Below are 14,951 nucleotides of genomic sequence, written 5' to 3'. Positions count from 1 at the left end.
TCACCTTGCCTCCTTGTCATTCCGGTACTGCTTGTCACGATCGTCATCATCGTCCGGGGGGTAATTCCGTGATCTCACCTGAGGGCGCCGACCCGGGCCCGGTCGGGGCCGGCCGTAACTCCGCCCCTTTGGCCCGAGCCCGGCGGGCCGAGACGACGGCCGGCGATCGCCTGTCCGATCGCGTCGCGCTGAACGTGTTGCTCGCGACGTTCCCACCGGAACTGGTGGACGACGTGCTTGCCCTCAACGGGCGCCAGCAACGTTCGCGATCGTTCCCGCCGCAGTTGGTGGTGTACTTCGTCATGGCAATGTGCCTCTTCGCCGGGTGGGATTACAACGCTGTCGCCCACCTGTTGACCGAGTGCCTACCCTGGGCGCGGCCATCGGATGGCCGTGGTGACACGCCAACGTCTGCCGCGATCTCGCAGGCTCGACAACGGTTGGGGATAGCACCGTTGCGCACGTTGTTCGCGAGGGTCTGCCGGCCGATCGCGAAGGCATCGACAGCGGGGGCGTGGTACCGCGGATGGCGCATGGTCGTGGCAGACAGCGCAACGTTTGACGTGCCGGACACGCCGGCGAATGTAGCTGTGTTCGGCCGGACCGGTGGGCAAGGCAAGTCGGCGTGCCCGCGGATGCGGGTGATGGCGGTGGCGGAGGGGGGCACGAACGCCGTGTTCGCGGTGAGGACCAGCCGGTCGGCCGTCAATGACGGATGGTTGGGGCGGCAGCTGTTCAGCTCGTTGGCACCGGGAATGCTGATAGTGGTGGGGCGGGGTTTCGCCGCGTTCGAACCGTGGCGCGCCGCGACCGATGGCACCGAGCTGCTCTGGCAGGCGCAGGCGCATCAGGAGTTACCGGTCCTGACTCAGCTGGCCGACGGCTCGTACCTCTCGCACATCATGGCGGCACGTCACCACAACGAGCGGGTTGAGCCCATCGCCGTACGGGTGGTCGAATACGTGACCGACAAGGGCGCGGACACCTCGGTCCACCGACTGATTACCACGATTTTGGATCCGGAGGCGGCACCCGCCATGGACCTGGCCTCAACCTATGTCCAGCGGTGGGAGTTCGACACCATGCTGGATGAGTTGAGGATCCGCCAGCGTGACGGGCGGCCGACCCTACGGTCTTTCAGTCCGACAGGCGCTGAACAGGAGGTCTACGGTCTCTTGCTGGTGCACTACGCGATCTGTGCTCTCGTGCAACGAAGCACACCGAGTGTCAGCCCGCGCCTTGACCGGCCCCACGCCGTTCGCGTGATACCCCGGCAGGCACCAACCAGTCTCCGGTTTCCGGGCTGATCAGGCCGCACCGGACGGCGGTGGTTACCGCTTCCAGCCGGGAATGCGCACCCATCTTCTTGAGTACCCGCTGGATGTGGCATCGTGCGGTTGTCGGCGTCACCCCGAGAGTACGGGCCAATGCGCGGGTGTCGTCGCCGCCAACGAGTGCGCTCAACGTCGCCCGCTCGCGTGGCGTGAGGAAAGTGGCGAGCCGCTGCGCGTCCTCCAGCTGCCCCACGTGGACCGGACGGCCGCCCCGGACGGGTGCGACGGAGGGGAACACCTTCTCGCCGGAATGCACCCGCTGGAGCACCCCGAGGACCTCCTGAGTCAGGCATCCCTTGTCGGTGACGCCGTGCACGCCGGCCCTGCGCGCTGTCGCGAGGAGTTCGGCGTCGACTCGTCCGGTGAGCAGGACGATCCGCGTACCCCTTGCGAGGCGCACGAGATCGCCCAGCCGAGGCAGTACCGAGTCGTGCCCGAACATCACGTCGAGCAGACAAATGTCGAGCGGCTCGCCGCTCATCACCCGCACGGCACCGGCGGGATCCGTGGCCACGGCCGCGACCTCAAGGCCAGCAGCGGTCAGCAGATCGGCGAGCGACTCGGCAAATACCACATGGTCGTCGCAGATCAGCACACGCATCACGCCGCACGTCCGTAAGCCAGCGGAGGTCGCAGCGGCGCACGCACAGGGATACGCAGCCGGACACGGCTGCCGCCGAGCCTGCTGCGCCCGACCTCCAGGCCGCCGCCCCACTCCGCGGCGAGCTCGCGCGCGATGCTGAGGCCGAGCGCTTCGAGTCCGGGAGGCCCGGCCCCGAAGCCGGGCCCGTTGTCATCGATGTCGGCCACGGCCCAGCGGGAGCCGACAGTGATGTGCACCCCGACCGCGCCGGACGGTCCGGCCGCTCGTACCGCATTGCCCAGCACGTTACTCAGCACTCGCCAGACCGCCAGCCGGCTCGCGTAGGCAGTGACCGCCTCGGCTCGCAGGTCGATCCGGACGGTGCCGGACAGGCCGATTGCCTCGACGACCTCGGCTGCGATCAGGTCGAGTCGGATATTCTCCAGCGGCTCGGATCGGATGTTCTCCGGCGGCAGGCACCAGACCGCCTCGGACGGTTCGAGCAGCCACCCGTCGTAGGCTCGCTGCAGCTGCTCGAGCCAGCGGACTTCATTGACGATCGATCGGGCGCGGGCGCGGTTTTGGTCGCCGATCTCGGGGGCCGCGTTCAGCATCGTGGCAAGCAGGGAGATCGTACTGAGCCCGTGACGGATGTCGTGGCTGATTTGACGGCACACGAGCGCTGCCGGTGGAGGTTCGGGTGACGGCCGGACGCTTTCGGATGATGCCCGCGGTCGCACGTCGACCGAGGAGCGACCGCGGCCGCCCGCCGCTCGCCGGTCGGCCGAGTTCTGTCTACCCTTGCCGTTCACGCTCATCGCTTCCCCTGTCGTCATGGCATGCCGGCCTCACGTACTGTCGCTCGTCACGGCACGATCTCCGATCGGCCGGCCGATGACTGGTCGACGGTCCAGTCGCCGCGGAGGGTCCTGGCGGTTCAGCCATCGTGGTAAGCCAACCCAGCCAATTCGAACCGCGCCACGCCGTCGTCGCGGCGGCCGACACGGCAGTAGACCTGCGGCGGCCAATGCCGTTCCAGGTCCCCGCCATGGTCGGCCAGCGGCTCCAGATTCGGCAGGATCACCCACCACTCCGCGTCACACCGAACCTCGACTTCAGCGCCGTCCGCGGTCCCGCCGATCAGCTCGGCCTGCTCGTAGCGTTCATGACACGCGTAGTCAGGTTCGCCGGCGGCCTCCCCCCATGGTGGTTGGAGTGGTTGATTGGGCGATGGTTCGGTCACTCTTCGAGTCCCTCTCTTACGATGGCGTCGTCAACCGACCGGCCAAGCGAGCCGGTGGCGGCAATAGTGAAGTCAGCCTGGAGTGGTGGTCACTGACGACCGTGGCCATCCGCGGTTTGGGCCCGGCCGGGATCGGGCCGCGGCCGAATCGGCCCGCCGTACCGGTCGTGGCTCACCATGCGGGAGATGCGAAGACGCCGAGTATCGCCAGTCCGGTCAGCAGGACGCTGCCACGCATAGCTGCCGTTGCGGCGGTGCGCCGACTGGTGGCTGGCAGCATGCCGTAGGTCACCGTGGACGCGGCAGTTGTGTACGGCGGTTGTGCGAACGCGGCATGACTCGCCTGCCGGCGAACTCGCGCTGAAGAGGCGATGCCGGCCAACCCGACCGGCGGCAAAAGTGTGGGCGGGCCAAGCAGGTTGGCCGCCATGAACCGAATTCGTTGTGGTGCGGTCAGAACCGGGAGCATCGCAATGCCCTTCACTGATTTCCCAGAATCGATACCGTCTGGACTTGATATGGAGATAGGTCACCGAGGAAGCGGGTCAACCAGCATCAGGGATTCGGAGATGTCCTCCTATCGGAGGAGATATAGCCCGAATCTTCACGGCACATGTTCCAACGACGGAATGCCCATTTGCGTCACGACCGGTCCTGACAGGCTGTAAGGCGCAACGGTAGGTGAACGTGAAGAGTCTTTGGCGGCGGAGGGGTGAGGCCCGGCTCCGCGGCGGAGCCCGCGCGAGGCTGTCTCACGTACCGGCGCGGCACGCGTCATTGATGTGAATGCGTACGCGCTTCACAACTGGACGGCTGCGGCTCCGCGGGCTTGAGCTTGACCCGTCTTATCGACCACAGCCAAGATGAGATGTGGCGGTCGGCGAGCGGTGGACGCATCACCGGTGGAGAGCGGGAATGACACCAAGTCTTGATCACTGGCGCGGTGTATGCACTATCAGTCGCCATGCCGTAGCCTCAAGGCGTAGGCGCCCTCTCGATCTTAAAAGGGCACCTCCGAGGCGACCGGCGCATCTATATAAAGATGCCGCGTGATGGACTGATCAACGACGCTCGATCGAAGTGATCGCGTTGTCGCCAACGTGCATCAGCCAGCGCAACATACGCCTGTCGTACCGGGAACCTTGGCAGTTCGAGGGCTGGCAGTTCGAGGGCGGGTTGCTCCGACCAAAGAGCGTCTGACGGTCCAGATCCGGGCTCGATCCCGCCCGGCTGGGCGGCGCTTCCCTCGTCAGCCGATGACCTCGCCTCGTTCTGAACCAGGTGCACCGATGTCTCACGGGCCGATGACCAACAAGCGGACTGCCGCATCAGACCAGAGCTGTGACGCGACCGCCGGATCGCTACGGCCCCGACGATTGACTGGAAAGGCGCAGCATGATCAAGAGTTCGGCGGACGAGGTCGCTGGCATTCGGCCGACTCTGGCGGACCTTGCGGTGCTTATGAGAGACGCCTTCGAACGCGTCCGGTCATCGGGACGAACGGACTGGAACGTCATGACCGTGCCCGTCCTGAAGAACCGCCTGCTGCACATGACCGGTCGCCAGTTCTCAGAAATCTCCTACGGTGCGCACTCGATGTCCGAGCTGATCGGGCAGTTTCCCGAACTGCTCGAGATCGACACCTCGGTTAAGCCTCCGAAAGTGAGGCTTCGAGAAGGCGGCGGGCAGCCGGCCGAGGCGTTCCCTGCCAGGTACCAGATCCGGCGCGACCTCTGGAACGCGGTGGTCGACTTCGATCGCGGCGAGCCGTACCTGTGGACCGGAACAGTGGCGTTACCCGAGAGCGAGTGCGGTGAGGCGGAGCGCCTGAGCGAGCTCCCCACGTTGACGCGGGAGGCAGAAACCGCGTGGCGGGCCGACTTTGCGGCAAGCGTTGCCGACGGACTGGACGACAATGATCGCGACAAGGTCAACGTTTGGCTTGAACGGCAGTTGAGCACCAGGGCGCTGCCGACCGATGTCCAGGGCACCTGGAATGATCATCTAAGGGCACGTGTGCTCGACCGGCTCCGCCAATGGTTCCACGATCATGACATCGACGAGCCGGCGGACCTTCTGGTTGCCGCTTCGAAACCGGCTGACCGCCGGGACGGCCCCGGCCTCGACGAACTGCGCGCCTTCGTTATTCGTTGCGTCCAGAACATGAACTTCGAGGAGTTGTCGGAGTTGCGGTTACCTCCGCAGGCACTTCTGCGGACCGAGCGTCGGCCACATCCGTGGCGCGGTGACGCCGCGAAGTGACCGGCGCGATCAGGCGTTGCGAACGGGAACGAGGAGAGCCTCGCCGACGCCAACACCAACCCGAACCGCTGGCGTCGGGCGCCAGGCCCATGTCCGTCCCTATTGTCGCCATCGCCCGAAACTTCGGCCGACAGTCGCACACGCCTCTCTACTACAGCGTGTAAGAAGCGTTGCCGAGCCATTCGGTGTTACACCCGGCGGCCAGTCTCGTCACCAATCGCGAATACCAGGGGCAGAGACTGGCGCTCGGCCTCAAAGCCACTCGATCAGAGCCTAGCGTGAGCGCATGACGGGATCTTCGAGGCCCAGATCGGGTTCCGTGCCATCCGCATCGGTTCCGATCCGAGCCTGCTGGAATCCGACCCGGCGCAATGCCACGGCCGCCCCCGACAAGCTGGCGCAGCTGCGTGCCCTCGTTATCGGATGCGTGCAGAATATGACTTTTGAAGAACTGTCCGAGTTGCGGCTACCCTCTCAGGCGCTATTACGCGCAGCGAGCCTCGGCCACGTATATATCGATGATGACGACAATAGATGTTAACCGATAGATCGCGGATGGCGCGCGACCATCGCTGCGCGACAGTCATCATCGGCAGCCGCCGACCCTCTCCCTCGCGGCATCATCGACAGCGCCGTGTACCAACCCATGCGCGCCCCATCAGGGCAGCGGCCAAAACCGCAGGCCACCTGGAGGGGTCAAACACCCAAAGGAAGCCCGGGTAGACATTGTGGAAGAAATTCGGGAGAATTTCCCGAACACCGACGCGAGCCGTTCGGCTGGGCAGATAAACCGTCTTGCCCCTATTGTCGCCGCCGGCCCAAAACCAACTGATATTCGCACCACAGTCGCGCCGGAGGGCGCCAAAGAGCGATACACGACGACCAGGCGTTACACTCGCCGGCCAGTCCGATCACTAATTGCGAATACCATGAGCCGATGCTCATATTCGACGACCGCCGGTCGATGAACGCCTAATGTGTGCGCATGACGGGATCATCTTCGAGAGCAGCCTTGAGTTCCGTGCCACAGGCACCGGTTCCCGTCCAAGCCCGCAGAACTCCGGCCCGCTCCAATTCCGTGGTCGCCCCCACCGGCGATTCAGGACAGCCGAGCTCCCTCACGCCCCGATCTGCGCCCAGCACAGATATCGATGTGCCTCGAATCGCATCCAGGCCGGGAAGCGTTGTCAGATCCGGATGGGTGTTACCGAACAGGCCGCGGCGCGTGGCCCCCGGCGTCCATGTGTACCGGGTGCCAGAGCGACTCGACGATCGTGGCTGGCTGACCCCGATACTCGAACGGGTGCGGGAGTTCGACGACCGGTCCCGGACCGTCGCACTGATCCGGATCAGTGCCTGGGCACGCGATCAGCACCTCGGCGACAAACTCTCGACGGTTCACATGGCTCTGGCGATTCTGCTCGCCCTCCCGGACGGTGCTACCCACGTGAGCGTCGAGCCGCGCGGCGACCTCGTGTAGCTGGTACCCGGCTGATGACCTCGTCGGAGTCCTCGCCACCGGTGCAGCCGCGAACAGTACGCGGACGTTCACTCGCGTCCCACCGTCGATCGACCCGCCGGCCGCCACCTGCCCACCTCACCGCCGCCCGATGAGCGCGCAGGGAAGGGGACTCCGTACGATCAAGGTGTCGGGCGATGGGAACCTCACCGACGCCCTCCACTCGGCAGTGGCGGGTGACGCGGTCGGCTTCGCGGCACTGTGGCGGTCGCTTCAGCCCGACATTCTGCGATACCTGCGGGTGGTCGTCGGTCACGCCGCCGAAGACGTCGCGTCGGAGACGTGGTTGCAGGCGGCCCGCGATCTGAACCGCTTTGAGGGCGACTTCTCGGCGTTCCGCGTGTGGCTGTTCCGGATCGCGCGGCACCGCGGGATCGACGAACGACGTCGGGCGCTGCGGCGCAAGGAGGAGCCCGCGGATTTCTCCGGCGAGGAGATCGGGGACCCGCAGGTCCGGGACGTCGCACTGGAGGTGCTGGAGGATGCGGACACGGCATGGGCGCTCGCCGTGATCGCGTCGCTGCCGCCGGATCAGGCCGAGGCGGTGATGTTGCGTGTCGTGGCCGGGCTCAGCGTCGCCGCGACGGCCGAGGTGTTGGACAAGCAACCAGGCGCGGTACGGGTGGCCACCATGCGCGGCCTGCGGCGGTTGGCCGCCCACCCGCAGGTCCAGGAGCGCAACGGCAATGTGAAGCCCGACGGGCTGTCCGACACGTCGGCAAGTCCGGCCCGCTCGGACGGAGAGTACCGCGGATGAGATGGTGGCGCGCTGTTCGGCGGATGGTACGAACACGGCGAACTGATCGGATCGGCCCGACGCAAACGGAGCGTCTGATTGCCGGGCCCCATCCCGGCAGACAGTTCCAGGGATTGAACGCGCTGCTGAAAGCGGCCAGATCCCCCGCCTCGGCGAAGGAATTAGTCAATGAGTCAGCGGCCGTCGCCGGTTTCCTCGCGGTGTACGGCCATGCGGCACCGACCACCGCGACGACGACGAGACGGCATAAACCTGTACCAGTGTCCAGAGCGATCGTGACGAAGACGTTGGCGGTGACCATGGTGGTGACGGGCGGCGGTAGCGCTCTGGCCGCGAGAACCAACCACCTCCCCTCCAGCGCGCAGTGGGGCGCCCATCGCGTGCTCGCACCATTCGGCGTGCCGGCACCGAGCGTGTCGCGACCGCGTGGCAGCACCAGTCCGGGCGTCGGCGTCCGGCCCTCGCCCCCGCCGGCCCCGACCGCAAGCGTTGCGACCGTCGATCCGAATGGGCCGGAAGCGGTAGCGCTGTGTCGCAAGTGGACGTCCGCTGACAAGAACCCGCACGGCAAGCCGATGGACCCGGAGCTTGAGCGGGCCCTGTCCGTGCTCGCCGGTGGCGAGTCCCGAGTAACGACCTTCTGCGCCGACCTGCTCACCCGTCCATCGGATGGGAACCCGTCCTCGGGCAAGCCGGCGACGTCCCCGGCGACCACAGCGCCCGCGACACATCCGGGCAAGGCTAAAGGAAAGGCGAGCCCGGCCGGAATCACGAAGACGACGGGGAACGGGAAGGCGATCGGGCACGGAAAATCCCACGACGCCGGCCACCCCGACAAGTAGCGCTACCGACGTAGACGCTTGAGCGGGGCCGCCCCTGCGCAGGACGACCGGCGTGCTCAGGGGCTCGGGTGATTTTTGACGGCAAGGTCGGCGGCGTGCTGGACGAGCGCGATCCCCGAGGCCTGCGTCGGGTTGTGGTTGGACAGGACGACGATCAGCCAGTCGTGCCCGGGCTCGACGATCCGGCCGATGCTGTTGATGACCCAATCGCTCGGGGTGCTGCGGGTCATCCAGCCGTTCTTGACGTAGACGCCGGTCACCTGCGCGCCGGCCGCGTCTGGTATCCCCCACCGCTGGTCGCTCTCCACCTGACTCATCAGCCCGAGCAGATATGACCGCCTGGAGGAGTCGAGCGGCCCCGACGGATCGGCGATCAGCTCAAGCAGCCGGAGCTGGTCCGCCGCGGTGGTGGTGGTACGGCCCCACCACCCGTGCTGTCCCGGTGTGGTCCCGGTCAATCCGAACAAGGCGTTCGCCTTGGCCAGGCCGGAGGCCGCGCCGATCTGATTCCAGAGGGCAGTGGCCGCGTCGTTGTCGCTCTTGGTGATCATCTCGGTCGCCAGCCGCTGTTGCGACAGGGACAGTCGCGCACCGGACTGCTGATCCCGCAAGAGCAGAGTGGCCAGGATGTCGACCTTGACGATGCTCGCGGTCTCGAACGGAATGGTCTCCTGGTAGAGGATCTTCTCACCGGTGACTCGGTCTAGCAGGGCAAAGGAGGCGTGCGAACCGTACTGAGCCAGATAGGCGGCGACCTGCGCACGGACGGCCACGGCAGAGTCAACGGACGGGGACGGGGACGCCGACGGGGACGCCGACGGCGACCCAGGTGCGGACGCGGACGGCGCGGACGCGGACGGCGCGCTCGCGGCCACCATGTCCGACGCGTGCGAATGGTTCGCCGTCATCAGCACCGCGGTAGCGACAACGATCGGAGTGACGAACGCACCCGTCGTGGCGATACGTTGAGATCTGCGCGACATGGCTGGAACACTACAAACAGTAGGACGCGAATGTCCGAGCTTCACCGAAGAACGTCGGATTCCAGTCGTTGTCGCAGTGCTCGGCGTTCATGTCCCGGAGCCGGGGCCGCCGGGCAGAGGCCGGCACGGCACCGTCGGCGGCGCCAGGGCGACGCCACGGGTGGCGCGAATTTCGGCTCTGGCGTTTCCCGACATCGTTCGACAAGGATGGATGCCATTGCCGGAGCCGACCAACGGGGAGTGCGATGACATCCGTCATGGGAAACCACGCCGAAGAGCTGCCGTCGCTGCCGTTGCCCGACGAGCAGCGGTGCCCGTTCGCGCCGCCGCCGGAGTATGAGCGGCTGCGGGCCGATCATCCGGTCATCCGGGTGACCTGTCCGACCGGGGTGCGGGCGTGGTTGGTCAGCCGGTACGCCGACGTGCGGGAGGTGCTCGGCGACCCGCGCCGGTTCAGCAACCGGCCCGGGACCGCGGCCCACATTCTGCTGGGATTCAGCGGCGCCGAGCCGGTCGGCGAGGGCGAGTTTCCGCGCATGGACGGCGGCGAGCACCTGCGGTTTCGGCGGCACATGGCGCCGGAGATGTCCAACATGAAGCGGATCGGCCAGCTGCGCCCACTCGTGCAGGCCATCGTGGACCAGCGGCTCGACGCGGTGGCGGCGGTCGAACCGCCGGTCGATTTCTATGCCCAGTTTGCCCGGCCGGTGACGACCGCGGTGATCGCCGAGTTGCTCGGCGTGCCGGAAGGCGACCGGGGACTGTTCCAGAAGGCGGCCGAGGCGCTGTTCACGGGCGCGTTGACCGCCGCCGAGGTCGGCGAGGCGATGCGGCCGCTGTTCGAGTACCTGTACGCGACCGTGATGACACGCCGGGCGAACCCGGGCGAGGACGTCATCAGCCGCATGATCGTACGCAGCGACGGGACCGAACGGCCGTTCACCGACGCGGAACTGGTCAGGATGAGCGCCGCCATGCTCCTCGCCGGGTATGACACCACCGCCAGCATGATCAGTCACGGGCTGCTGGCACTGCTGGAGCACCCGCAGGAGCTCGATCGCCTGCGCGCCGACCCGGGGCTGGCCGCCACGGCGGCCGAGGAACTGGTCCGCTACCTCGGCGTCGGCGGCGGACTGCTGCGCGAGGTCACCGAGGACACCGAAATCGCCGGCCAGCCCGTCAAGGTCGGCGACTACGTGGTGGTCGCGATCCAGTCGGCCAACCGCGACTCCGCGCTGCACCCCGACGGCGACCATCTCGACGTCAGCCGCCCGGCCGGTGCGCACCTCGGATTCGGCCACGGCCCGCACCAGTGTGTCGGCCAGCAGCTGGCCCGGCTGGAGCTGACCACCGTCCTGGCCACGGTCGCCCGGCGCATCCCCTCGCTGCGCCTGGCCGTCCCGTTCGACGACATCCGCTTCAAGGTCGACACCGCGGTTCTCGGCCCGGTCGCTCTCCCGGTGACGTGGGACAAAGTCCTGCCGGCGGCGGAGGGCGGCGCCTGATGCGGATCGACATCCACGCGGAGCGCTGCATCGGTTCGGGCGTCTGCGCGCTGATCGCCCCGGAACTCTTCGACCAGCGCGACGACGACGGGGTGGTCGTGCTGCTCGACCCGGACCCGGCGCCGGAGCAGCAGGAGAATGCCTACGAGGCCGCCACCCGCTGCCCCGCCTCGGTCATCGAGATCCACGAGGAGGGCTGACAACGCCCGACCTCAGGCTCGCTCGACGCGACCGGACGTCCCCGCCGCGGTGATGTTCCACCGTGACCCGCAGGTGTAGACGCCTTCGAGCACGATCTCGCCCACCTCGTCGGGTACACGCGGGTCGATCTCGACCCGACCGTTGCGCGCGGCCAGCCCCACCATCGACTTCAGGAACAGCATGGGCGCCGCGCTGGCCCACGCCTGCGGGTTGCACGCGGTGGGGTACCGGACCGGAAAGCGGGTAGCTTCGCGTGGATGCCCGGAGAGGGTCTCGGGCAGCCGGTAACCGGAGTGTTCCGCGGCCTCGAACAGCGCCATGGTGATGCGGTTGGCTTCGTCGCGGTACCCGTACCGGGCCAGCCCCGCGGCGATGATGGAGTTGTCGTGCGGCCACACGGTACCGTGGTGGTAGCCGATCGGGTTGTACCCGACGTCCAATGTGGACATCGTGCGTACGCCCCAGCCGGAGAACAACTCCTCTGACATGAGCCGGTCGACAATCGGTTGAGCGCGTTCGGGCGGGACGATTCCCGACCAGAGCAGGTGCCCGATGTTGGAGGTCAGGGAGTCGATGTGGTGCTTGTCGCCGTCCAGTCCGATGGCGTAGTAGCCGCCGCGTCCGTCGATCCAGAAGTCGCGGTTGAACTGATCGCGCAGCGTGGCCGCCTGCTCCCGTAGCCGGGTGGCAAGTTCGGGATCGGCCAGCGGCCCGTCGGCGAGTTCGGCGACGCGCAGCTTCGCGTCGTACACGTAGCCCTGAGTCTCGCAGGTCGCGATGGGCAGCACGGGGATGCTGCCGTTGGCGTACTGGACGCCGTCCCAGGAGTCGCGCCAGCACTGGTTGCCCAGGCCGGCCGAGGACCGGGTCTGGTACTCGACGTATCCGTCACCGTCCCGGTCGCCGTACTCGTCGATCCAGTTCAGCGCGGCCATGGCCGGGTCGCGCAGGTCCCGTACCAGATCCTCGTCGCCGGTCCACCGCCAGTATTCCGACAGCAGGATCAGCCACAGCGGTGTCGAGTCGGCGCTGCCGTAGTACGGGTTGTGCGGCTTGTGCCCCAGCCTCGTCAGTTCACCGTCTCGGTACTCGTGCATGATTTTGCCGGGTTCTTCGTCCCTGAAGCCGTTGCATTCCTGGCCCTGCTTCTTCGCCAGGGTCAGCAGAGAGGCCCGGGCGAGGAACGGGCCGAATGACAGCGCCTGGTACGCGGTGATGATGGTGTCCCTGCCGAACAGGCTGAGAAACCACGGCAGGCCCGCGGCCGGCAGGCGAACCTCCTCATCGAACACGATGCCGGCCATCCGCAGCGCGATCATGTCCCGGCCGGTCGTCTCGACGATCCGGGTGATCAGTTGGGAGTCGCTGCGCAGGTGGACTATCTTCTTGCGCCAGATGCTGACCGGGTCGTCGGCGGGGGCTTCGAGGTTGCCGCCGAACGTGCGGGCCGGCGGCCTTGTCTCGCTCGGGCCGAACTCCAGCGGTACGTCAAGCTCGCACTCCCACTGTTCACCCGGTGCCAGCCGCAGCCGCCACACCAGGTCATCGCCGTCGATGAGGTCGGCCGGCGGTTGCGCGTCGACGGTCGTGTGCGCCTCGAAGTCGCCGCTGCGGTACCCGAACCGCAGGCGGCAGTCGTCCTCGGAGTGCTCCCGGACGATCTCCGAGGAGCGGTCCCGTACCCGGTCCTTGATCTCGAAGATGTCGGCGAAGTCGTTGCCGACCGACACGCGCAGCTCCAGGTCGAGCGGCTCGTTGAGGAACGACCGTAGCTCGATCCGTTCCCGCAGCGCGTCGCCCAGCAGCCGCTGCCGGTGGATGCCGACCGAGTACGGGTTCAGCCCGGCCAGCGGCGGGTTCGTCAGGTAGAACGCGGCCCAGTAGTGCTCGATGAGCTGGGCCTGCACGGCCAGGGGGCGTGCGCCGTTGATGGTCAGCAGCCACTTGTTCAGCAGCCGGGTGTCGGAGTGCACCAGGCCGCCGATGGTGCCGCCCTGAATATCGCCGATGCCGTCGGAGTACATGAACGTGCGACTTTCGAGGATGGCGACCGCGTCCGGACCGAGTTCGGGGGGCAGCTTGCGCCCTTCGGTGCTCGGCATGCTCTCGTCGATCGTCACTCCCGGCATGGGGTCGGCCGGGGTGGCGCGGCGCCCGGCACTGTTCTGCCCGGCCATCTCACCACTCCCCTCCCGACGCTGCGCACGATTCGGTGCTGCCCCGAGAGAGGAGTACCCCACTTCATTCCGCATAGGCGACCTCCGCGGCGCTGCGTTACCCGAAGCCCCGGCGCTCCCAGCGGGGATTCCGCCCTTCGCGAGCACCACTGCGCTGTTTCGGACCGTCCGCGCGCCTTCGCGGCCTTATCTCGACTGCCGGATTCTCTCCTACCCGCTGTGGTCGAGGCCGAGGGCGACAAGCAGCTCGTTACGAGACGACGTCGGCGTTCCACTCGCGCTTGGTCGCCTGCCAGACATCCTCGTCCGCGCCGAGCCTCCAGTACCCACTGATCGACAGCGCGCTGGGCGGCAGTCCGCGATCGATGCGCAGGTACCGTCGCAGCGCCCGCACGAAGTGCGCCTCGCCGTGGACGAAGACCCGCACCTCGCCCTCGCCGAACTCGGCCGCCGTCACCGCCTCGACCAGGGCCTCACCGACCCTGCGCGTACCGCGATGCAGCCAGACGATCGCCACCTCGGCCGCCGAGTCGATCGCGATCTCCTCCTCGGGTCCGCTCACCTCGACGAACGCCCTGACCCGCGCGCCCGAGGGCATCGCCTCGATCGCCGCGGCCATGGCCGGCAGCGCGCTCTCGTCACCGGCGAGCAGGTGCCAGTCGGCCACCGGGTCCGGCGCGTACGCCCCACCGGGCCCGGTGAAGATCAGCTCGTCACCGGGCTTGGCCCCCGCCGCCCACGGGCCGGCCAAGCCGACGTCGCCGTGGTACACGAAGTCGATCGTCAGCTCCCGGGCCACCGGGTCCCACCTGCGTACCGTGTAGGTCCGCGACCGCGGCCACCGCTCGCGCGGCTCATTGGCGCGGATGGCCGCGATGTCGGCGGGGTCGTCGTAGGTCACCCCGGGCGGCGGGAAATGGATCTTGACGTAGTGGTCCGTGAACGCCCCGGCCTCGAACTCCTGCAGCCCGTCGCCGCCCAGTACTACCCGAACCATGTGCGGCGTGAGCCACTCCGTGCCGAGGACCCGTCCCCGATGCGCCACGATCGATCTCCCCGATGAATTCCGTGCCGTCAATGCAGACGCGGCTGCCGCCGACAGGAATGCGTCGTTTCGGCCGAGGTACCGATCGAGACCCGCACTCCATCTCCGGCCTACGGCCGGGCGACCACCCCGCGTGCCCCACAGTACCCACTGGGTTCCGCTACCCGATCATCGAGCGTCGACCCGAAGCGCCGCTTTGCCCGTTCTCATCCTAGATGGACTCATATTTCCTACTATGTAGCCTGTGAGTCCTCTTCGGGTTCTTGTACGCAGCGGGCGTTTCCGCCGGGCGGTCGCGGCCTCCGCCGCGTTGCTGATCGCCGGCTGGCTGCCGCTGGTCGACTCGGCGCCCGCCAGCGCCCAGTCCGGCCGCGCGCCGGTCACCGAAATCTTCACCGGCGCGCCGCCGCCGTCCACCACCGTGAGCGTCGCCTCGCTCGCCCTGCTGAAGACCGCGACTCCGTCGGTGGTCACCACAGCCGGGCAGAACGTCGACTACT

At 67.4% G+C, this 14,951-nt stretch carries 14 protein-coding genes; 8 read left to right on the top strand and 6 right to left on the bottom strand.

Translation table 11 applies throughout. From position 1 onward, the window contains the following. Positions 1 to 128: 128 nt before the first annotated feature. The gene (locus tag Raf01_RS24895; protein ID WP_203920416.1) at positions 129 to 1,307 is read left to right on the top strand and encodes an IS4 family transposase; all 1,179 of its coding nucleotides are present in this window, start codon (positions 129 to 131) and stop codon (positions 1,305 to 1,307) included. On the opposite strand, the gene Raf01_RS24890 is transcribed toward Raf01_RS24895, so the two are convergent. The 3 genes from Raf01_RS24890 to Raf01_RS24880 all read right to left on the bottom strand — a co-directional run bounded on the left by Raf01_RS24890 (position 1,228) and on the right by Raf01_RS24880 (position 3,160). Beyond that, a complete protein-coding gene (locus Raf01_RS24890; RefSeq protein ID WP_203920415.1) occupies positions 1,228 to 1,935 on the bottom strand; it encodes a response regulator in 708 nt (235 codons plus the stop codon). The two genes, Raf01_RS24895 and Raf01_RS24890, sit on opposite strands and share 80 nt — an antisense overlap. After that, positions 1,935 to 2,735: a sensor histidine kinase gene (locus Raf01_RS24885; RefSeq protein ID WP_203920414.1), complete on the bottom strand. Its 801-nt coding sequence runs from the start codon at positions 2,733 to 2,735 to the stop codon at positions 1,935 to 1,937. Before Raf01_RS24885 ends, Raf01_RS24890 begins: the two co-directional genes overlap by 1 nt. Before the next feature lie 119 nt (positions 2,736 to 2,854). Further along, positions 2,855 to 3,160: a hypothetical protein gene (locus tag Raf01_RS24880; RefSeq protein WP_203920413.1), complete on the bottom strand. Its 306-nt coding sequence runs from the start codon at positions 3,158 to 3,160 to the stop codon at positions 2,855 to 2,857. Between the two features lie 1,395 nt (positions 3,161 to 4,555). On the opposite strand from Raf01_RS24880, the gene Raf01_RS24875 reads away from it, so the two are divergent. The 4 genes from Raf01_RS24875 to Raf01_RS24860 all read left to right on the top strand — a co-directional run bounded on the left by Raf01_RS24875 (position 4,556) and on the right by Raf01_RS24860 (position 8,540). Beyond that, positions 4,556 to 5,422, top strand: a complete 867-nt coding sequence (locus Raf01_RS24875; RefSeq protein WP_203920412.1) for an OST-HTH/LOTUS domain-containing protein — start codon at positions 4,556 to 4,558, stop codon at positions 5,420 to 5,422. 1,252 nt (positions 5,423 to 6,674) lie between these two features. Further along, positions 6,675 to 6,902 (top strand): hypothetical protein, encoded by a 228-nt coding sequence (locus Raf01_RS24870; protein WP_203920411.1) that lies wholly within the window; start codon positions 6,675 to 6,677, stop codon positions 6,900 to 6,902. A 166-nt stretch (positions 6,903 to 7,068) separates the two neighbouring features. Next, positions 7,069 to 7,698, top strand: coding sequence for an RNA polymerase sigma factor (locus Raf01_RS24865; RefSeq protein ID WP_239133882.1), 630 nt, complete (start codon positions 7,069 to 7,071; stop codon positions 7,696 to 7,698). Between the two features lie 113 nt (positions 7,699 to 7,811). Further along, the gene (locus Raf01_RS24860) at positions 7,812 to 8,540 is read left to right on the top strand and encodes a hypothetical protein (RefSeq protein WP_203920409.1); all 729 of its coding nucleotides are present in this window, start codon (positions 7,812 to 7,814) and stop codon (positions 8,538 to 8,540) included. A gap of 56 nt (positions 8,541 to 8,596) precedes the next feature. Here the strand turns inward: Raf01_RS24860 and Raf01_RS24855 are convergent, their stop codons facing one another. Then, a complete protein-coding gene (locus Raf01_RS24855; protein WP_203920408.1) occupies positions 8,597 to 9,523 on the bottom strand; it encodes a serine hydrolase in 927 nt (308 codons plus the stop codon). Between the two features lie 245 nt (positions 9,524 to 9,768). On the opposite strand from Raf01_RS24855, the gene Raf01_RS24850 reads away from it, so the two are divergent. Beyond that, positions 9,769 to 11,028, top strand: coding sequence for a cytochrome P450 (locus Raf01_RS24850; protein ID WP_203920407.1), 1,260 nt, complete (start codon positions 9,769 to 9,771; stop codon positions 11,026 to 11,028). Beyond that, the gene (locus Raf01_RS24845; RefSeq protein WP_203920406.1) at positions 11,028 to 11,228 is read left to right on the top strand and encodes a ferredoxin; all 201 of its coding nucleotides are present in this window, start codon (positions 11,028 to 11,030) and stop codon (positions 11,226 to 11,228) included. The genes Raf01_RS24850 and Raf01_RS24845 overlap by 1 nt, the downstream gene beginning before the upstream one ends. Positions 11,229 to 11,240: 12 nt before the next feature. Here the strand turns inward: Raf01_RS24845 and Raf01_RS24840 are convergent, their stop codons facing one another. Both Raf01_RS24840 and Raf01_RS24835 read right to left on the bottom strand, forming a co-directional pair. Beyond that, entirely contained in the window at positions 11,241 to 13,406 is a 2,166-nt protein-coding gene (locus tag Raf01_RS24840; protein ID WP_239133881.1) for an amylo-alpha-1,6-glucosidase, read from the bottom strand. Positions 13,407 to 13,656: 250 nt separating this feature from the next. After that, positions 13,657 to 14,451: a siderophore-interacting protein gene (locus Raf01_RS24835; RefSeq protein WP_275413039.1), complete on the bottom strand. Its 795-nt coding sequence runs from the start codon at positions 14,449 to 14,451 to the stop codon at positions 13,657 to 13,659. Positions 14,452 to 14,695: 244 nt separating this feature from the next. On the opposite strand from Raf01_RS24835, the gene Raf01_RS24830 reads away from it, so the two are divergent. Continuing rightward, a partial coding sequence (locus Raf01_RS24830) for a hypothetical protein (RefSeq protein ID WP_203920405.1) occupies positions 14,696 to 14,951 on the top strand: 256 nt, incomplete at its 3' end.

The organism is Rugosimonospora africana, from assembly GCF_016862975.1.
GTDB lineage: Bacteria > Actinomycetota > Actinomycetes > Mycobacteriales > Micromonosporaceae > Rugosimonospora > Rugosimonospora africana.
Note: the sequence above shows the minus strand (reverse complement) of the source record. Positions and strands in the feature narration are given on the sequence as shown.

Coding starts and splice junctions, on each gene's coding strand:
- Raf01_RS24850 (WP_203920407.1), top strand. CDS start 9,769: ATGACATCCGTCATGGGAAACCACGCCGAAGAGCTGCCGTCGCTGCCG.
- Raf01_RS24855 (WP_203920408.1), bottom strand. CDS start 9,523: ATGTCGCGCAGATCTCAACGTATCGCCACGACGGGTGCGTTCGTCACT.
- Raf01_RS24845 (WP_203920406.1), top strand. CDS start 11,028: ATGCGGATCGACATCCACGCGGAGCGCTGCATCGGTTCGGGCGTCTGC.
- Raf01_RS24890 (WP_203920415.1), bottom strand. CDS start 1,935: ATGCGTGTGCTGATCTGCGACGACCATGTGGTATTTGCCGAGTCGCTC.
- Raf01_RS24885 (WP_203920414.1), bottom strand. CDS start 2,735: ATGAGCGTGAACGGCAAGGGTAGACAGAACTCGGCCGACCGGCGAGCG.
- Raf01_RS24840 (WP_239133881.1), bottom strand. CDS start 13,406: ATGGCCGGGCAGAACAGTGCCGGGCGCCGCGCCACCCCGGCCGACCCC.
- Raf01_RS24875 (WP_203920412.1), top strand. CDS start 4,556: ATGATCAAGAGTTCGGCGGACGAGGTCGCTGGCATTCGGCCGACTCTG.